Genomic DNA, 16294 nt, shown 5'->3' on the forward strand with positions numbered 1-16294 from the left:
GTCGCGCGCGGGGACAAGCGGGGTCACCCCGGTCCGCCAGTCGCGCTCGCCCCCGCCGGCCGGAGTCAGCGGGGGCGCATCTGTTCGCAGCATCGCGAAACTACTGCTCGGCACCGACGAGGCTGGGCGAGTCGCCCTCCCCGGACACCTTCGCACTCACCAGTGAGGTGAGCACCGACAGCACCGCCGCACCGGAGGCGATGCCCCCGGCCGCTGCCCAGTCCGCCTGCCACGCGTTGAACACGACGTCGGCGCCCCAGTAGAGGAGCAGACCCTGCGCGGCGCTCTTCACCGCCCGCTCGGCGGTGGCCTTCCAGAACTTCGTGGTGAACATCTCGGTACCTCCAGGGGTAGGTTCATCGGACGGTCCATATCTCAAGAATGCCTGGTCAGGGCCGGTTAGTGTTTGCCGCGCTGTCCGGGTGATCGTGGTCGTGGCAGTCCGGGCGCAACGGCTGCCCGAGCAGTGGATCGTCGACGCCGTGGCGGGCGGTCGGGCCATCAGGCAGAGGTGTCGTTCCGACAGTGCGGCGCGGCGCGTCAGCGGAACGCGTCGATGTTGCGCGTCGCCCAGGCGGCGAAGGGGCGTGGTGATCGACCCAGGACCTCTGCGACGTCGGGGCTGATCCGCTGTTCGGGTTCGGTCGGCGCACCGAGGATCGCCAGCGTGCCCTCGACAACCGGGGGCGGCATGAACCGCAGCATCTGTTCGCGGGCTTCGTCGGGCGTCTGGTCCACGAAGCCGATCGGCTCACCGAGCGCGGCGGCGAGGTCGGCGACCCGTTCGCGCGGCGTGCTCAGGGCCGGGCCGGTCAGTTCGTAGGTGCGGCCGTCGTGCGAGTGGTCGAGCAGGGCGGCGGCCGCCACCTCGGCGATGTCGGCCGGGTCGACCACGGGCAGACCGACGTCCCCGAACGGTGCGGCCACCATCCGTTCTCTCCGGACCGGTTCCGCCCAGGCGAGGGCGTTGGAGGCGAAACCGCCCGGGCGCAGGATCGTCCAGCCGAGGTTGGATCGGCGGACGAGGTCCTCGATGGCGCGCAGCGGTGCGTGTGACGGCGAGTCCGGCCGTGTGACGACCGCCTGCGAGGACTGCAGCACGATGCGCTTCACGCCACCGGCTGCGGCGACCCGCAGGATCTCGCGCATGTCGAGATGGGCCCCGGCGCCCTCCACGAGCAGGTACAGCGCCTCAGCGCCGGCGAGCGCGGGCCGCAGGCTGTCCGGCCGTTCGAGGTCCGCGCGGTGGTGACGAATCCCGTCTGGCAGGTCGATCGGGCGTCGTCCCCGCGATACCGCCGTCACAGCGGAACCCGAGGCTGCGAGAGTCGACGAGAGGGTACTGCCGACGTTTCCGGTGGCTCCTACCACGACAAACATGTTTGCGTCTCCAGTCCGGCCGCGTCGTTTGCGCGGCTGCCGGGAACGCTAGTAGCGTCGACATAGTAGGTACCTAGAAGATAGTAATGGGTGTGTGACGGAGGGCACGTGCAGCAATCGGCGGATCCTGAGCTGGCGTGCCCGGTCGCGCCGGTCGTCGACATCGTGTTCAGCCGGTGGACCACACCGATCCTGTGGGCCCTGCACGAATACGGTCGGCAGCGCTTCGTGGAGCTGGAACGCCGGCTGACCAGCATCACGCCCAAGGTGCTCACGCAGCGGCTCCGCCAACTCGAGCGCGACGGCCTTGTGACCCGCACCTACCACGCCGAGGTGCCCCCTCGAGTGGAGTACGAGATCACCGAGTTGGGTGCCAGCCTCGGCCCACTCTTCGCGCACCTGGCCACCTGGGCCGACGCCAGCCTCGGAGAGGTGGAACGAGCGCGGCGCGCCTACGACGCCGGGCACCGGAACCTGATCACGGAGGCAGTGTCCCGGTGACATCCGGGCTGGCGTTGATGCCGGCGACAATCGGGGCTGGCAGCGGGTAGGCGTGTTCGGCAGGCAGGTGAGCCGCCGCCTGCTGTTCGTCGCCGCTACGCAGAAGGTCCCGGACGCGGTGCACGGTGGGGGTGATGTCCGTGACGGACACCGTAGACGGTGATGGTGTCGGCCGAGTATCGGCCGCGGACCTGACGGGTGGGTACGGACCCGGCTCGATCGTCACCGATCGGGGACTCGACCGCTCAACCGGGATTCCGCCTAGGCGGCCCCACGCCGAAAGAGTCTGTGGCTGCAGGAGCTCTAGATTTCCAGCCGCAGCCCGGCCCACCGGTCGAGCCATCCTTTGGCCTGCACGCGGTGCCGTACCGTTGCGCGCCCCGCTGCGTCGTCGAAGGCCGGCGAGGGACGGACGACCATCCCCACCAGGTCGGTCAGGCCGTGGCAGGACACCAGGCGGACGGAGTCGCCCCGGAGGGTCACCGCGACACACGTCGCCGTCTCCGGCCAGCGGGATATGGCGTCCAGGGTGGAGGTGTAGGGCTCGTCGCCGTTGCGCAGATGCATTCGCGCCTGGTTACGAATCTCCCACGGCACCTCGGGCAGGGCCGCTGTGGCTCGGGCTTCGGCACGGCTGTCCTCGCGGGGGTCCAGCCTCTCCGGGTCGAAGTAGGCGACATCCACGTCGCGCTCCGGCGAGACGGGGCGGCCGCTGATCGCGTCCCAGACGCGGTTGCGTACGAAGCCGGCGCCGATCCACCAGTCCGGTAGCCCCAGGTCGGCGGCAGCCCGAAGGACTCTCATCGCTTGCGGGTCGGACTCGATCACGCCCGTGACGTCCTGCGCACTCGTGACCATCTTCGTCCCTTCGACGCACGCCTCAGCCGCGCAGCAGCTGCTTCTCGGGTGCTTCGGCGACCTGGCGGGCCACGCGCACGAAGGCCGCCACCGCGGGCGAGCGTGACTCGGCCGGCCAGGCCACCTTCAGCGTCACCGGATCGAGTTCCGGTACGGGCCGGAAGGCGGTGCCGGGCCGTGAGTACCGCCGAGCCACCCAATCCGGCAGGAACCATACGGCGGTGCCCACCTCGACCAGGTTGAAGATCTGCGCGAGGTCCAGCGGTCGCCGGGTGCCCACCATGCGGGCCTCCTCGGCCGGTGACCCGTCCGGGAGCCGTCGGCCGGTCAGATCGGCAAGTCGGACGGTCGTCCGCGCGGCCAGCGGGTCGGCGGCCGGCAGCGCCACCACGCTCGGCCCGGTCAGCAACAGCTCGCTGTCCAGCCCGTCTTCGTCTTCGAACGCCGGGATGAGCGCCACGTCGGCACGTCCGTCGCGCAGCGCCGGCACCTGCTCGCCGCGCGCACCGAGCAGCAGTTCGACAGGCATGACGTCGTACGCCTCCAGGATCAGCGGCAGCAGCCCGCCGTCGTAGTCGGCCTTGAGTGCCAGCCGCAGGGCCGGTGTCTCCTGGCCGGCCCGGCGGGCCCGGCGCTGGGCGGCGCCGATCGCGTCCAGCGCCACCCTGGCGTCGGCCAGCAGGGTCTCGCCGGCCGGGGTCAACGCCACCTGCCGCGTGGTGCGGATCAGAAGCTGCACCCCGAGCTGCCGTTCCAGGTTGCGGATGGCGCGCGACAGCGGCGGCTGGGCCATCCCGAGCCGGTCGGCGGCCCGGCCGAAGTGCCGCTCCTCGGCGACCGCCACGAAGTAGCGGAGCTGCCGCGTCTCCAGATCACTCATATCGCCACGGTATCAATCCAGAGGGAGATGGTCTTTCCGCTTCGCAGCGGATCCGCGTTGACTGGGTACGTCAGTTTCCCCACGAACAGGGATGAAAGCCATGATTGTGGTAACCGCTCCGACCGGCAACATCGGCGGCCGTCTGGTCCAGGATCTGCTCGAAGCCGGCGCGCCGGTGCGGGTGGTGGCCCGTGACCCGGCGCGGCTGGCACCGGGCGTCGTCGAGCGGGTCGAGGTCGTCCGGGGTTCGCACGGTGATCCGGCCGTCGTGGCCGAGGCGTTCGCCGGTGCCTCCGCCGTCTTCTGGCTGGTGCTGGCCGACCCGCGGTCGACGAGCCTGGACGAGGCGTACTCCGGCTTCACCCGACCGTTGCTCGACGCGCTGGCCGCCGTCCCGCGGGTGGTCGGCATCTCGGCGCTGGGTCGTGGCACGCCGATGGCCGGCCGGGCCGGGCATGTCACCGCGACGCTCGCGATGGACGACCTGATCGCCGCGACCGGCGTGCCGTACCGGGCTCTGACCATGCCGTCCTTCATGGACAACGTGCTGTGGCAGCTCACCCCGATCATCCAGCAGGGCGTCCTGTACGGCACCACGGCGCCGGAGCTGTCCGCGCCCACCGTCGCCGCCACTGACATCGCCGCGGTGGCCGCCCGCCTGCTGCGCGACGACACGTGGACCGGCTTCGAGGAGGTGCCTGTCCTCGGCCCGGAGGACCTCACCCAGAACGAGATGGCCGCCGTCATCGCCGACGTGCTCGGCCGTCCCGTCCGCTACCAGCAGATCCCCGGGGAGGCATACCGGGAGGACATGCTGCGGGCCGGCCGCTCCGAGGCCATCGCGCAGGGCCTGCTCGACATGGCCGTGGCCAAGAACGAGGGCCTGGACAACGGAGTGACCCGCACCTCCGAGTGGAGCACGCCGACCACCTTCCGCCAGTGGTGCCTCGACGTGCTGAAGCCCGCTGCCGACGCCTGACAGGCGGCCCCGGCCAGGCCGGCCGCGGCGTCGCGGTGAGCGATGCCACGGCCGGTCGTCGTGTCAGTACGTCGATCACGGCGCGTGCGCAGGCAACCGGTGGCGGCGTCGTGGTCAACGCCGACGACGACCGGACGAAGTCCGCCCCGCACCCGTTCCACCACTCGGGGAGTCGAGAGCCTGCGTCCTCAAGTGTCCGTCTTGTCCGTGCGCGGCGCGGCGACGTGGTACGACTGCTTCAGCGACAAGGCGACGAAGCGGGCGGAGCAGTGGCGACGAACAGAGTGGTCAATCCGCTGCGCAGGCGCGAGAGTCCGCAGCAGCCGACTTTTCTGGAACTGTTCTTCGATCTCGTGTTCGTCTTCGCGCTCACCCGGGTCGTGCACGAGTTGGTGTTGGACTACACCAGGGACGACGTCGCGCAGAGGTTGACCACCTCGCTCGCGGAGAACGGCGAGACCCTGCTGCTGTTGCTGGCAGTCTGGTGGATCTGGACCCAGACGGCATGGATGACCAGCAGATTCGATCCGTTCCGGCCCCCGGTTCAGTTCGTCGTCCTGTCGACCATGTTCGGGAGCCTGCTCCTGGCGGTCGCGATTTCGGGGGCTCTCGCCGAGACCGGCCTGCTCTTCGCGAGCACGTACGTCGCGATACAGGTGGGCCGCAGCCTCTTCCTCGTGGCCATCGTGCGGGGTCACGAGCTTCGCCGCGTCTACCTGCTGGCGCTCGTGTGGTTCGGCGCGTCTGCCGTGCCGTGGCTCGCCGGCGCCTTCGCGCCCGAGCTGACGCGTAATTCGCTCTGGACGCTGGCTCTGGCGATCGACTACCTGGGCGGCAGACTCGGCTGGCCGGTGCCCGGGCTGGGTCGCTCGCGGGTGTCCCCGTGGGCCGTCGCGGGTGAGCACCTGGCCGATCGGTACTGGCAGCTCGTCATCGTCGCGCTCGGCGAGACGATCCTGACCTCCGGGTCGAGTCTTCTCCGCGGTCCGATCGTGACCGAACGAATAGTGGCTCTCACCCTGTCGTTCCTCACCACGGTGATGCTGTGGCGAATCTACTTCTACCGAGCCGGCCAGATCCTGGGGGAGGCCGTCGCGGCGTCCGCCGAACCGGGCCGGCTCGGCCGGTTGGCCGAGTTCTCGCATCTGCTCATGGTGGCCGGCATCCTCGCCACCTCGGCCGGCTCCGAACTCGTCCTCATAGATCCACTCGGTGACGCCGAACGCGCCTGGGTCGGGGCGATCCTCGGCGGGCCCGCGCTCTACCTCGCCGGGCGCTCCGTCTTCGAGTACGTGGCCTTCGCCCGGGTGTCCTGGCCACGGCCGGTCGGGATCCTGGTCCTCGCGGCGATGGCGCCGGTGATGGTGGGCCTGCCGCCGGTGTGGGTCGCCGCCGCGGCTGTCACCGTCCTGCTCGGCGTCGCCGTCTCGGACACGATCCGAGCTCACGGACGCCCCCTGGAGCAGGCGTCTCCGCCCCGCTGAGGCGTACCCGCGGCGTCGACCACACCGGTCCGCAGCCGGCAGCGAACCCGGGCCCGCCGAGGCGGCACGGTCACCGGGTTCGACCGGCCGCCGTCGAGCGGGCCCGCCGCGCTGCCCGCGAGCACGTCGCGGTCATCACCAGCGTCGGCATCGATCCCGAGTACGCTCCCGGGCGATCATCTCCGTCGCCGGTAGCGGAACGGTCCTTCTCGCGTCATCAGCGACCGCGTCCGGACCGCCGCCTGATGCAGCCCCGGGTGGGGCCAGCGTGCCTTTCGCCGGAGCGAAGGCCAACGGCCCGAGGAACCGCCGGAGTGGGTCGGGCGGACGTGCGGTGCCGGGAGGCGGACGTGGACGGGTTCGCCGACGGCGATGACGCGGAACGTCCGGCCACCGATGCCGCCGGCGCAGTGGACGCAGCCGAGGGCGAGCAGGGGAGGCCGCGTACGCGCGACGGGCCAGGGCAGTGCGACATGAGGACGCGTAGACATGATCTCTCCAAGAACCTGACGGAAGGCACGGAGAAGGAGCCGACGGCGACGTCGGCGACCCGTGCGCGGGGGACGTGTCAGGTCTAGAGAGCGGGCGGCATGCGGGGTGAGTCCTCTCGTGGGTGCGGCGAACCTCTTGCACGGTAGGCCGGAACGGGTCGGCGAGACCATCCGTTTCGGCGCGGCGCCGAGGCGATGGTGAGCGAAAGGCGGCGAAACGTCGGCATTGGCGCGTGGTGAACGACGGGTATCCCGGGCGGCGGTTCTGCGCCGATCATTGCCCGAGATCGATATGAGTCATTCTCACCTCCGGGTGGAACGCCCGGGCGCGGAGGGCGAGACGTCGGCACCGTAGCCGGGCGAGACCGAACGGCCCGACTCCGCGTCCCCGGAGGATCGCCATGCCCCGTACCGCTCTCCGTAACCGGCTCGCGGCGTTCACCGCCGCCACAGTGACCGCGAGCGTCCTGACGGTCATCCCGCCGTCACCCGCGCCGGCCGCCACCACGTTCGCCGCCGACGACTACTGCGTCGGTCAGTGCGCCGACATCCTGCCCCCCGGGCAGAACGGCAACGCCACGCTCGTCGCCATCCTGGCGCACCAGGCCCTCGGCACCCGCCCGGCGCACTCCAGCGACCAACTCGACGAGTACGCGAACCTGGTCTACAACTACGCCGGGCTGACCGACGAGCAGATCGCCCACTTCTACAACGACGCCTCGTTCGGCGTACCGGCCGCGCAGGTCGAGAGCACCGTCTCGCCACGCGCGGACGTCACCATCGTGCGGGACAAGGCCACCGGCGTCCCGCACATCACCGGCACCACCCGCGCCGGCACCATGTTCGGCGCCGGCTACGCCGGAGCCCAGGACCGGCTCTGGGTGATGGACCTGCTGCGGCACGTCGGTCGCGGCAACGTCAGCTCGTTCGCCGGTGGAGCGCCCGGCAACCGGGAGCTGGAGCAGAGCGTCTGGGCCAACTCGCCGTACACCGAGGCGGACCTCCAGGCCCAGGTGGACGCGCTGCGCACCAAGGGCGCCCGGGGCCGGCAGCTCTACACCGACGTGGTCGACTACATCGCCGGCATCAACGCCTACATCGACAAGTCGATCGCCGAGGACAACTACCCGGGTGAGTACGTGCTCGCCGGGGCGGGCAAGCCGAAGCACTTCACCATGACCGACCTCATCGCCACCGCCGGTGTGATCGGCGGCCTCTTCGGCGGGGGCGGCGGCAGCGAGATGCAGTCCGCGCTGGTCCGGGTCGCCGCCCGAGCCAAGTACGGCGCCACCGAGGGCGACCGGGTGTGGGCGGCGTTCCGGTCGCAGAACGACCCGGAGACCGTGCTCACCCTGCACGACGGGCAGAGCTTCCCGTACGGGGCGACTCCGCCGGGCGCGACCAGCGCGGTGCTCCCCGACGCCGGAACGGTGGTCGCCGAACCGCTCGCCTACGACCAGGCCGGTGGCGCCGCCGCCCGCACCGGTGCCAGCACCGCCACCGAGGAACTGGTCGGTGGCCTGGCCAACCTGCGCGCGCACGGCATGTCCAACGCGGTGGTGGTCTCCGGGCAACACACCACCACCGGCAATCCGGTCGCCGTGTTCGGGCCGCAGACCGGCTACTTCGCGCCGCAGTTGCTGATGCTCCAGGAGTTGCAGGGCCCGGGCATCAGCGCGCGTGGCGCCGCCTTCGCCGGGCTGAACCTCTACGTGCTGCTCGGGCGCGGCCAGGACTACGCGTGGAGCGCCACCTCCGCCTCGCAGGACCTCACCGACACGTACGCGGTGCCGCTGTGCACCACCGACGGCAGCGCCCCGACGTTGCGCACCAACAGCTACCTCTACCACGGGCAGTGCCTCGCCATGGAGGCGCTGGAGCAGCGCAACTCCTGGTCGCCGACGCTCGCCGACTCCACCCCGGCCGGGTCGTACACGCTGCGCGCGCTGCGCACCAAGTACGGGCTGGTCGCCTATCGGGGCCTGGTGAACGGGCAGCCGACCGCGTTCACCAAACTGCGCTCCACCTACCGGCACGAGGCCGACTCGGCGATCGGCTTCCAGGCGTACAACGACCCGTCGGCGATGGGCAGCGCGGCGGCCTTCCAGGCGTCCGCGGCCGACGTCGGTTACGCGTTCAACTGGTTCTACGTCAACTCGACCGAGGCGGCGTACTACAACTCCGGCTCGAACCCGGTCCGCCCGGCCACCGCCGACCCGAACCTGCCCACCAAGGCCGAACCCGCGTACGAGTGGGTCGGCTGGAACCCGGACACCAACGACGCCACGTACACGCCGTCGTCGGCGCATCCGCAGTCGGTCGACCAGGACTACTACGTCAGCTGGAACAACAAGCAGGCGCGGGACTTCGGGGCGGCCGACGGCAACTTCAGCTTCGGCTCCGTACACCGGGGTCAGCTTCTCGACGGGCCGGTGCGCGCCGCGATCGCCCAGCGCAAGCTCGGCCGCGCCGACGTCGTCAAGATCGTGGCGGATGCGGCGGTGACCGACCTGCGTGGCCAGCAGGTCCTCGGCGACCTGCTGCGGGTGCTGGACAGCACGCCGGTCACCGACCCGGCGCTGGCCGACGCGGTGGGCAAGCTGCGGGCCTGGCAGCAGGCCGGCGCCCGCCGGGTGGAGACGTCCCCCGGTTCCAAGGTCTACCAGCACGCCGACGCCATCCGGATCTTCGACGCCTGGTGGCCGCTGCTGGCCTCCGCGCAGTTCCGCCCCGGCCTCGGGCCGGACCTCTACGCCGCGCTGGTCGACGCCATGCAGGTGAACGAGGCGCCGTCGGGCGGCCAGAACGGCGGGCGCGACGGCACCGCGAACTGGGCGTTGCAGGGTCAGGCGCACAAGGGCTCGTCGTTCCAGCACGGCTGGTGGGGCTACGTCGACAAGGACCTGCGCACCGTGCTCGGCGACCCGGTGGCCGGCGGCCTGGGCCGCTCGTACTGCGGCAACGGCAACCTCGGCGCGTGCCGACAGGCCCTGCTCGACACGCTCGGACAGGCCGCCGCGGTGCCCCGCACCACCGTCTACCCGGGCGACAAGTCCTGCTCCGCCGGTGACCAGTGGTGCGCCGACTCGATCGCCCACTCCGGGCTCGGCGGCATCACCCACCCGGTGATCGCCTGGCAGAACCGCCCCACCTACCAGCAGGTCGTCTCGTTCCCGGCGCGCCGGGGCGACGACGTCACCAACCTGGCCCGGGGCCGCCCGGCCACCGCGTCGAGCACCCAGTTCCTGACCGGGCACACCCCGGACAAGGCGGTCGACGGCAGCCTGAGCAGCCGGTGGGCCAGCAGCTACAACGACAACCAGTGGCTCCGGGTCGACCTCGGCGCGGCCCGCAGCGTCAGTCGGGCGGTGTTGCGCTGGGAGGCGGCCTACGGCACCTCGTACCGCATCGAGGTCTCCGGCGACGGCAGCTCCTGGACACCGGTGTTCAGCACCACGACCGGCAACGGTGGCGTCGACAACGCCACCTTCGCGCCGGTCACCGCCCGCTACGTGCGGGTGTACGGAGTCAAGCGGGCCACCTCGTACGGGTTCTCGCTGTACGAGTTCGAGCTGTACGGACGGTGAGCGCACCCGGAGGGTCGCCGGGCAACGCTCGTCGGCCCTCCGTGGCGTGCGGAAAGTGCTTGTCGGTAACGGCTCGGCCTGCCTAGCCTGCTGGCTGTGGACTTTCCCATGCGCCGGGTGTGCCGGTGAGCGGTCGTCTTCGTGAGATCGCCCGGCAGACGGTGGCGATCGCCGAGTCGGGGCGTTATCGCAACGGCAGCGGTGCCGAGGTCGTCATCGACGAGGCGGTGCGCGCCGCGGTCACCGGCACTCGTCATCACCTGCCCGACGAGGTGCTCGCGGTACGGGACGCGGAGCCCGGCGTCGGCACGGTGGAGGTGACACACGAGTCGACGTTGCAGGCGGCCCGCCGACTGGGGCCCGGTGCCGCGTGTCTGGTGTTCGCGTCGGCGAAGAACCCCGGCGGCGGGTTCCTGGGCGGGGCACAGGCGCAGGAGGAGAGCGTCGCGCGTTCGTCGGCGCTCTACCCGTGTCTGCGTGCCGTGCCGGAGTTCTACACGTCTCATCGCGGGCAGCAGGATCTGCGGTACAGCGACCGGGTCATCTACTCCCCACTCGTGCCGGTGTTCCGGGACGACAAGGGCAACCTGCTCGATCAGCCGTACACCACGTCGTTTCTGACCGCCGCGGCACCGAACCTCGGCGCGATCGTGAACAACCAGCCCGAGCACACCGCGGCCGTGCCGGCTGTGCTGACCCGGCGTGCCCGGCGGGTGCTGGAGGTCGCGGCTGCGCACGGGCACCGGACGATCGTGTTGGGCGCGTGGGGGTGCGGGGTGTTCCGCAACGATCCCGCCACCGTGGCCGGGGCGTTCGCCGAGGCGTTGCGGGTGGTCGACCGGTTCGACCACGTGGTGTTCGCCATCCATGACGGTCTGCCGGGCACACCGGTGTATCGCGCGTTCGTGGAACGCTTCCCGGGCAGTGCCGTGGACTCGTCGCCGGCCTGAACCCAGTCTCGGTTGCTGGGTCCGTCGGGCACGCCGCTCGTCGTTCTTGAGAGGCACCTGGGCGGGTGCCCCTGACCCGCCGGAGGGAGGCGGGTTCACCCTGGCGAGGGAGTCCGCGGACCCGGTGGTGGTGCGATGGTCAGGTCATCACCGGTGGCCGCCGCAGGGCGAGGACGCCGCCGGGCGGTGGCCGCGCAGGGGGCTGGGGTGACGATGACGAGGCATGCGGTCCGGGCGGAACGGATGTTCGACGGCGAGCGGCTGGTGGACGGCGGGGTGCTGGTCCTGCTCGACGGTGGGCGCATCGCCGAGGTGCGCCGGGGCCGGGCCGAGGCACCGGAGGGCTGGCCGGTGCGCGAGGAGCCGCACGGCACGCTGCTGCCCGGGCTGGTCGACGCACACGTACACCTGTGTTTCGATGCCGGGCCCGACGCGCTCGGCCGACTCGCGGACCGCGCCGGGACGGACCTCGACGCGGTCGTCGAGGCGTCACTGCGCGCGCATCTGACGGCCGGGATCACGACGGTACGGGACCTGGGCGACCGACGTGACGCGGTGCTCCGCTGGCGGGCTCGGAGGGTTCGTGACGACCTGCCGACGGTGGTGGCGTCGGGTGCGCCGGTCACCAGCATCGGCGGGCACTGCTGGTCGTTGGGGGGCGAGGCGAGCGGTGTCGACGGTGTGCGGGAGGCCGTGCGGCTGCGGGCGTCAGCGGGCGCCGACCTGGTGAAGATCATGGCCAGTGGCGGGGTGTTCACCCCCGGTACGGACACCACCCGGCCGCAGTTCACCGACCTGGAGTCGGCCGCCGCCGTGAACCAGGCGCACGACCTGGGCCTGCCGGTGACCGCGCACGCGCACGCGCTCAGCGCGGTCGAGCAGGCGCTGCGCGTCGGGGTGGACGGCATCGAGCACTGCACCTGCGTGACAGCGGCCGGGGCTCGCGTACCCGACGACCTCGCGGACCGGCTGGCCGCGTCCGGAATCGCGGTCTGCGCCACGCTCGGCACCGATCCGGCCGTGGTCACGCCGCCGGAGGTGGTGGCGATGGCGGCGCGCGCCGGGCTCAGCGCGGCCGCGCTGGCTACCGGAGCCTCCACCCTGCACCGCGCCGGGGTCCGTCTGGTAGCCGGTTCGGACGCGGGCCTCGGCCCCGCGAAGCCGCACGGGATCCTGCCGGAGACCCTTGTCGAGTACGTGGCCTGCGGCATCCCCGCCACCACCGCCCTCGCCGCGGCCACCTCGGTCGGCGCCGAGGTGTGTGGCTTGGGGCGACGCAAGGGTCGCGTCCGCCCCGGATTCGAGGCCGACCTGCTGGTCGTGGACGGCGACCCGACACGCGACATCACCGTGCTGCGCCGCCCCCTCGCCGTGTACCGCGCCGGTGACCCGGTGAGCTGAGGCGGGCATGGCGGATCACCGACGGCGGCGGGCCATCCACTGCCAGACGTGGGTGCCGTTGAGACTCGGGTCGTTGCGGGCCACGTAGATCCAGGACCAGTGGCCGGGGAACTGGTACCCGTCCCACACCACGTTGTCGTACAGGCTCATCAGTGATCCCGGGATGAGGTCGTGGGCGTGGATCGTGTTGGTCTCGGGTGGCACGGTGTCGTCGTCGAGCGAGGTGACCAGCCAGGTCGGGGTGGTGATGGCCGCCAGCTCCGCGTCGGTGACCAGTGGTGGGCCGTCCCCGCCGAGCGGCTCGACGACGCCGCAGATCGGCACCGACGCGGCGAACAGGTCGGGATAGGCGACTGTCATCTCCAGGGACATGTAGCCGCCGTTGCTGCAACCGACCACGTAGATCCGGTCGGGGTCGACATGCCTGCGGCGTACGAGGTCCTTGACGATCTCGCGGATCAGCGGGGCGAAGCGGGGGCCGTCCTCCATCCAGTAGGAGGTGCTCTGCGGAGCGACCACGTACGCGCCGGAGAAGATCCGTTGAGCCTCCGGGGTGGCGAAGCCCAGCGCGCCGCGGTTGGCGCGCAGCGTCGTCTCGTTGTCGTAGTAGTCGTCCGGCAGTGAGGCGCCCTCACCGCCGCCGTGCAGCCAGACGATCAGCGGTCGGCGACCGTGGCGGGGCGAACGCTCGGGGGAGTACAACCGGTACTTCAGGCCCGAGCCCGAGACGTGGTGGGTGAAGGCGTCCACCTCGGGGTTCGACAGCCGCCCCTGCACGAAGCGCGTGATGGTGACCGGCGAGCCGTGGCGTCGGACCAGCGGGGTGTTCTGCGTGATGGTGTAGACGAGGTCCAGTCGGACGTTGCGGCCCCTGCTCAGGATGTAGCCGAGGGTGCCGCCGCCGGGTTGGCCCTCGGCGTGGCTCAGCTCGAGCACGATCTTTCCGTGCCGGTCGAGCCGGGCCGCGGTCACCGTGCGGTCCAGGTCGTACTCGCTGAAGATCAGGTCACCGGGAGCGATCGGGATCGGGCTGGTCGCCTTGGCGTGCACGCTGAACGTGCCGGGGGTGAGCGCGGCCGGGTCGATCGGCCCGAGTCGGCTGGTGTCGAGGGTGACCGAGGTGACCTGTTCACCGCCGTCGAGCGTCCTCGCGTCGAGGGTGAAGCTCACGCCGCTCTCGTGGTGGCCACCGGCGAGGGCGGCGGAGCCGGGCAGCGCCAGGCCGAGGGCGGCACCGGCGCCACCGGCCAGGACGGTACGGCGAGTGACAGGCGTGGACATACGGCCCCCCGTTTGTGGACAAACGTCGATGGAACCTCACCGTAACGGCGCGGAAATCGGCTGGCAACCGATGCCCGCCCCGCGCTCAGGGGCGGGCACTGGACATCTTCACGGCCCTGAAGCACCCGGACGCCGAAGCCGTCCGCGCCAGACTGCAGCCACGGTGAGCATCCGCGCCGACCGGATGACAGCCCGGTGCGCCCGCTCAGCTCGCCACCCTGCCGCCCGGCCCCGGCTGCCGGTTTAGCTCAACAGACGGCGGGAATCTCCAGCAGCGCTCTGCGGTAGTCGGGTGACCGGTGGGGGGAGCTCATGCGCTGGAACCGGGCGTCCCGCGGCGCCACCACGAACGGAACGACCAGGACCCGCTCGCCGATCGGCGCGGAACGTGACCCCCGCCGGGTGGTCGCCTTCAGCGACGCCGTCACCGCGATCGCCATCACCCTGCTCGTCCTGGAGATCCGGCCACCGCGGGACACCGAACACCTCATGCGCGGGCTGCTCGACCTGTGGCCGTCCTACCTGGCCTACGGCGTCACCTTCCTGCTGATCGGCCAGATGTGGGTGAACCACCACGTCATGTTCGACCACATCCGCTCCGCCGACCGCCTGCTGCTGCTGCTGAACACGCTGCTCCTGATGGTGATCGCGTTCCTACCGTTCGTCTCGTCGGTGCTGGCCCGCGCCTTCGAGGAGGGCCCCGGCAAGCGGACCGCGCTCGTCTTCTACGGCATCGTCTACGGAACCGCAGCCATCCTCTTCAACGTCATCTGGGAGTACGCCAAGGGCGGTCACCGCCTGCTGACGTCCACCACCGACGACGCCACCGCCAGGGCGATCAGCAGGCGGTTTCGACCCGCCCCCGCCTGGATCGCCGTCGGAACCGCGCTCTGCGTCGTTCACCCGATCGCCGGCCTGATCGTGGTGGCTGCCTTCATCCCCTTCTACTGGCTACCGATCAAGGGTGAGGTCGACAGCATCAGACGTACCCGGGCACAGGCCGCGCACGACGGCCCGGCGTGAACCCGACCCTGCGGTACCAGCGGCATCCTTTCCTGCGACCAGCGCGCCTCAGCGGCCCTGTAGGCGCTTGACGTTGTCGCCGAAGGTCCACCCCTTCGATCCGTCCCAGTTGGCCGACCAGGTCATCAGGCCCTTGAGGCCGGGCACGGAGTTCCATGCCTGTGTGACCAACGACGTCGACATGTGCCCACCGCCGGCCCCGATCTGCGCGGGCAGGCCCGGGACCTGCTTGTCGTACGGCACCCGGATGGTGGTGCCCTGGATGGTGAGGCCGTTGTTCAGGCACTGCGTCTGCACCGTGAAGCCCTGCACGGTGCCCGCCGGATACGAGTCACCGGAGCAGCCGTACATGCTGCCGTTGTAGTACTGCATGTTCAGCCACCAGAGCCGGCCGTTGTCCACGTACTTCTTGATGATCGGCAGGTAGGAGCCCCAGATCGAGCCGTAGACCACGCTGCCGCCGGTGACGTAGGCCGTCTCCGGTGCCATGGTCAGGCCGAAGTTCGAGGGCATCCGGGCCAGCACACCGTCGATGATCCGGATCAGGTTGGCCTGCGACGTGGACAGGGTGTTGATGCTGCCGCTGCCGGTCAGGCCGGTCTCGATGTCGATGTCGATGCCGTCGAAGTGATAGTTCGTCAGGATCGGCACGATCGTCGCGATGAACCGGTCGGCGACCGCGGCGGAGCTCAGGTCGATGCCTGCGGCGGCTCCGCCGATCGACATGAGGATGGTGGCCCCGGCGGCCTTGGCCTGGCACATCTCGGCCGGGGTGGCGACCTTCACGCCGGCGTCCATGCCGTTCTCCCAGAGGACCGTGCCGTCCGCCCGGATCACCGGGAACGCCGCGTTGATCACGTTGTAGCCGTGCTGGGTGAGCCGGCTGTCGGTGATCGGGATCCAGCCGAGTCCAGGGTGTACGCCGTTGGAGGCGCCGTCCCAGTTCTCCCAGTAACCCTGCAACACCTTGCCGGTGGGTCGTGACTTCACCGCGCAGGTCCCGCCGGTCGGCGGCGGCGTGGTGGGGGGAGGCGTGGTCGGCGGCGGTGTGGTCGGCGGCGGTGGGGTGGTGGGCGGCGGGGTGGTTCCCGAACACGCGCCCAGGTCCCGCCACAGCGACGGGGTGGCGGCGGGGTTCCAGCCGGCGCCGGGGTGCGCGGTGTGGGTGACCAGAGCCTGGTAGAGGCGGCCGTTGTAGGTCACCTGGGCGCCCGCCTGGTAGGTGCTGCCCTCGGCCCAGGTCGGTGCGGTGCAGGCGACCATCGGCACGGCGGTCGCCGATGGCACCGCTGCCGTGCTGCTGGGGACGAAGGCGACGGTGGCCGTGACGGTCATCGCCGCCCCGGCCAGCACTGCGAAGATCCGGCGGCTTCTCATGGCTCACTCCCCAGGCTTCGACGACCCGTGACCTCCACATATTGACGTCCGTGGAGATTAATATCAAGGGTTGTTTACAGATCCCGGGAAGTCGTCACCATC

At 70.9% G+C, this 16294-nt stretch carries 13 protein-coding genes and 1 pseudogene; 7 read left to right on the top strand and 7 right to left on the bottom strand.

Annotation, left to right across the window (positions count from 1 at the left end):
- Window positions 1-100: 100 nt before the first annotated feature.
- Both O7616_RS13845 and O7616_RS13850 read right to left on the bottom strand, forming a co-directional pair.
- On the bottom strand, window positions 101-334 hold the full coding sequence (locus O7616_RS13845) for a holin (protein WP_088990712.1): 234 nt from the start codon (window positions 332-334) through the stop codon (window positions 101-103).
- A 206-nt stretch (window positions 335-540) separates the two neighbouring features.
- The gene (locus tag O7616_RS13850) at window positions 541-1380 is read right to left on the bottom strand and encodes an NAD(P)H-binding protein (protein WP_282307153.1); all 840 of its coding nucleotides are present in this window, start codon (window positions 1378-1380) and stop codon (window positions 541-543) included.
- A 108-nt stretch (window positions 1381-1488) separates the two neighbouring features.
- Here O7616_RS13850 and O7616_RS13855 point away from each other — a divergent pair, with 108 nt between their 5' ends.
- On the top strand, window positions 1489-1881 hold the full coding sequence (locus O7616_RS13855; protein ID WP_282261471.1) for a helix-turn-helix domain-containing protein: 393 nt from the start codon (window positions 1489-1491) through the stop codon (window positions 1879-1881).
- Here the strand turns inward: O7616_RS13855 and O7616_RS13860 are convergent.
- The 3 genes and pseudogenes from O7616_RS13860 to O7616_RS13870 form a co-directional block, all read right to left on the bottom strand.
- Window positions 1859-2032, bottom strand: a pseudogene (locus O7616_RS13860) (DUF4291 domain-containing protein); the annotation flags it as partial. The gene O7616_RS13855 and the pseudogene O7616_RS13860 sit on opposite strands and share 23 nt — an antisense overlap.
- Window positions 2033-2184: 152 nt before the next feature.
- Window positions 2185-2685 (bottom strand): nucleotidyltransferase family protein, encoded by a 501-nt coding sequence (locus tag O7616_RS13865; protein ID WP_282307154.1) that lies wholly within the window; start codon window positions 2683-2685, stop codon window positions 2185-2187.
- Window positions 2686-2761: 76 nt separating this feature from the next.
- Window positions 2762-3619: a LysR family transcriptional regulator gene (locus O7616_RS13870; RefSeq protein WP_282307155.1), complete on the bottom strand. Its 858-nt coding sequence runs from the start codon at window positions 3617-3619 to the stop codon at window positions 2762-2764.
- A gap of 100 nt (window positions 3620-3719) precedes the next feature.
- Here O7616_RS13870 and O7616_RS13875 point away from each other — a divergent pair, with 100 nt between their 5' ends.
- From O7616_RS13875 to O7616_RS13895, 5 genes are all read left to right on the top strand, one after another.
- Window positions 3720-4598, top strand: coding sequence for an NAD(P)H-binding protein (locus O7616_RS13875; protein ID WP_282307156.1), 879 nt, complete (start codon window positions 3720-3722; stop codon window positions 4596-4598).
- Between the two features lie 269 nt (window positions 4599-4867).
- Window positions 4868-6082 carry a low temperature requirement protein A gene (locus tag O7616_RS13880; RefSeq protein ID WP_282307158.1) on the top strand — a complete coding sequence of 405 codons (1215 nt, stop codon included), beginning with the start codon at window positions 4868-4870 and terminating at the stop codon, window positions 6080-6082.
- Between the two features lie 892 nt (window positions 6083-6974).
- On the top strand, window positions 6975-10160 hold the full coding sequence (locus O7616_RS13885; protein ID WP_282307159.1) for a penicillin acylase family protein: 3186 nt from the start codon (window positions 6975-6977) through the stop codon (window positions 10158-10160).
- Between the two features lie 125 nt (window positions 10161-10285).
- Entirely contained in the window at window positions 10286-11110 is an 825-nt protein-coding gene (locus O7616_RS13890; RefSeq protein ID WP_282307160.1) for a TIGR02452 family protein, read from the top strand.
- Window positions 11111-11323: 213 nt separating this feature from the next.
- Complete coding sequence (locus tag O7616_RS13895) at window positions 11324-12511, top strand: amidohydrolase family protein (protein WP_282307161.1); 1188 nt, start codon at window positions 11324-11326, stop codon at window positions 12509-12511.
- A 15-nt stretch (window positions 12512-12526) separates the two neighbouring features.
- Here O7616_RS13895 and O7616_RS13900 read toward each other — a convergent pair whose 3' ends face one another.
- The gene (locus O7616_RS13900; RefSeq protein ID WP_282307162.1) at window positions 12527-13792 is read right to left on the bottom strand and encodes a PHB depolymerase family esterase; all 1266 of its coding nucleotides are present in this window, start codon (window positions 13790-13792) and stop codon (window positions 12527-12529) included.
- Between the two features lie 312 nt (window positions 13793-14104).
- Here O7616_RS13900 and O7616_RS13905 point away from each other — a divergent pair, with 312 nt between their 5' ends.
- Window positions 14105-14815: a TMEM175 family protein gene (locus tag O7616_RS13905; RefSeq protein WP_282307163.1), complete on the top strand. Its 711-nt coding sequence runs from the start codon at window positions 14105-14107 to the stop codon at window positions 14813-14815.
- A 48-nt stretch (window positions 14816-14863) separates the two neighbouring features.
- Here the strand turns inward: O7616_RS13905 and O7616_RS13910 are convergent, their stop codons facing one another.
- Window positions 14864-16192: a glycosyl hydrolase family 18 protein gene (locus O7616_RS13910; RefSeq protein ID WP_282307164.1), complete on the bottom strand. Its 1329-nt coding sequence runs from the start codon at window positions 16190-16192 to the stop codon at window positions 14864-14866.
- Between the last annotated feature and the right edge of the window lie 102 nt (window positions 16193-16294).

The organism is Micromonospora sp. WMMD964 (assembly GCF_029581455.1).
GTDB lineage: Bacteria > Actinomycetota > Actinomycetes > Mycobacteriales > Micromonosporaceae > Micromonospora.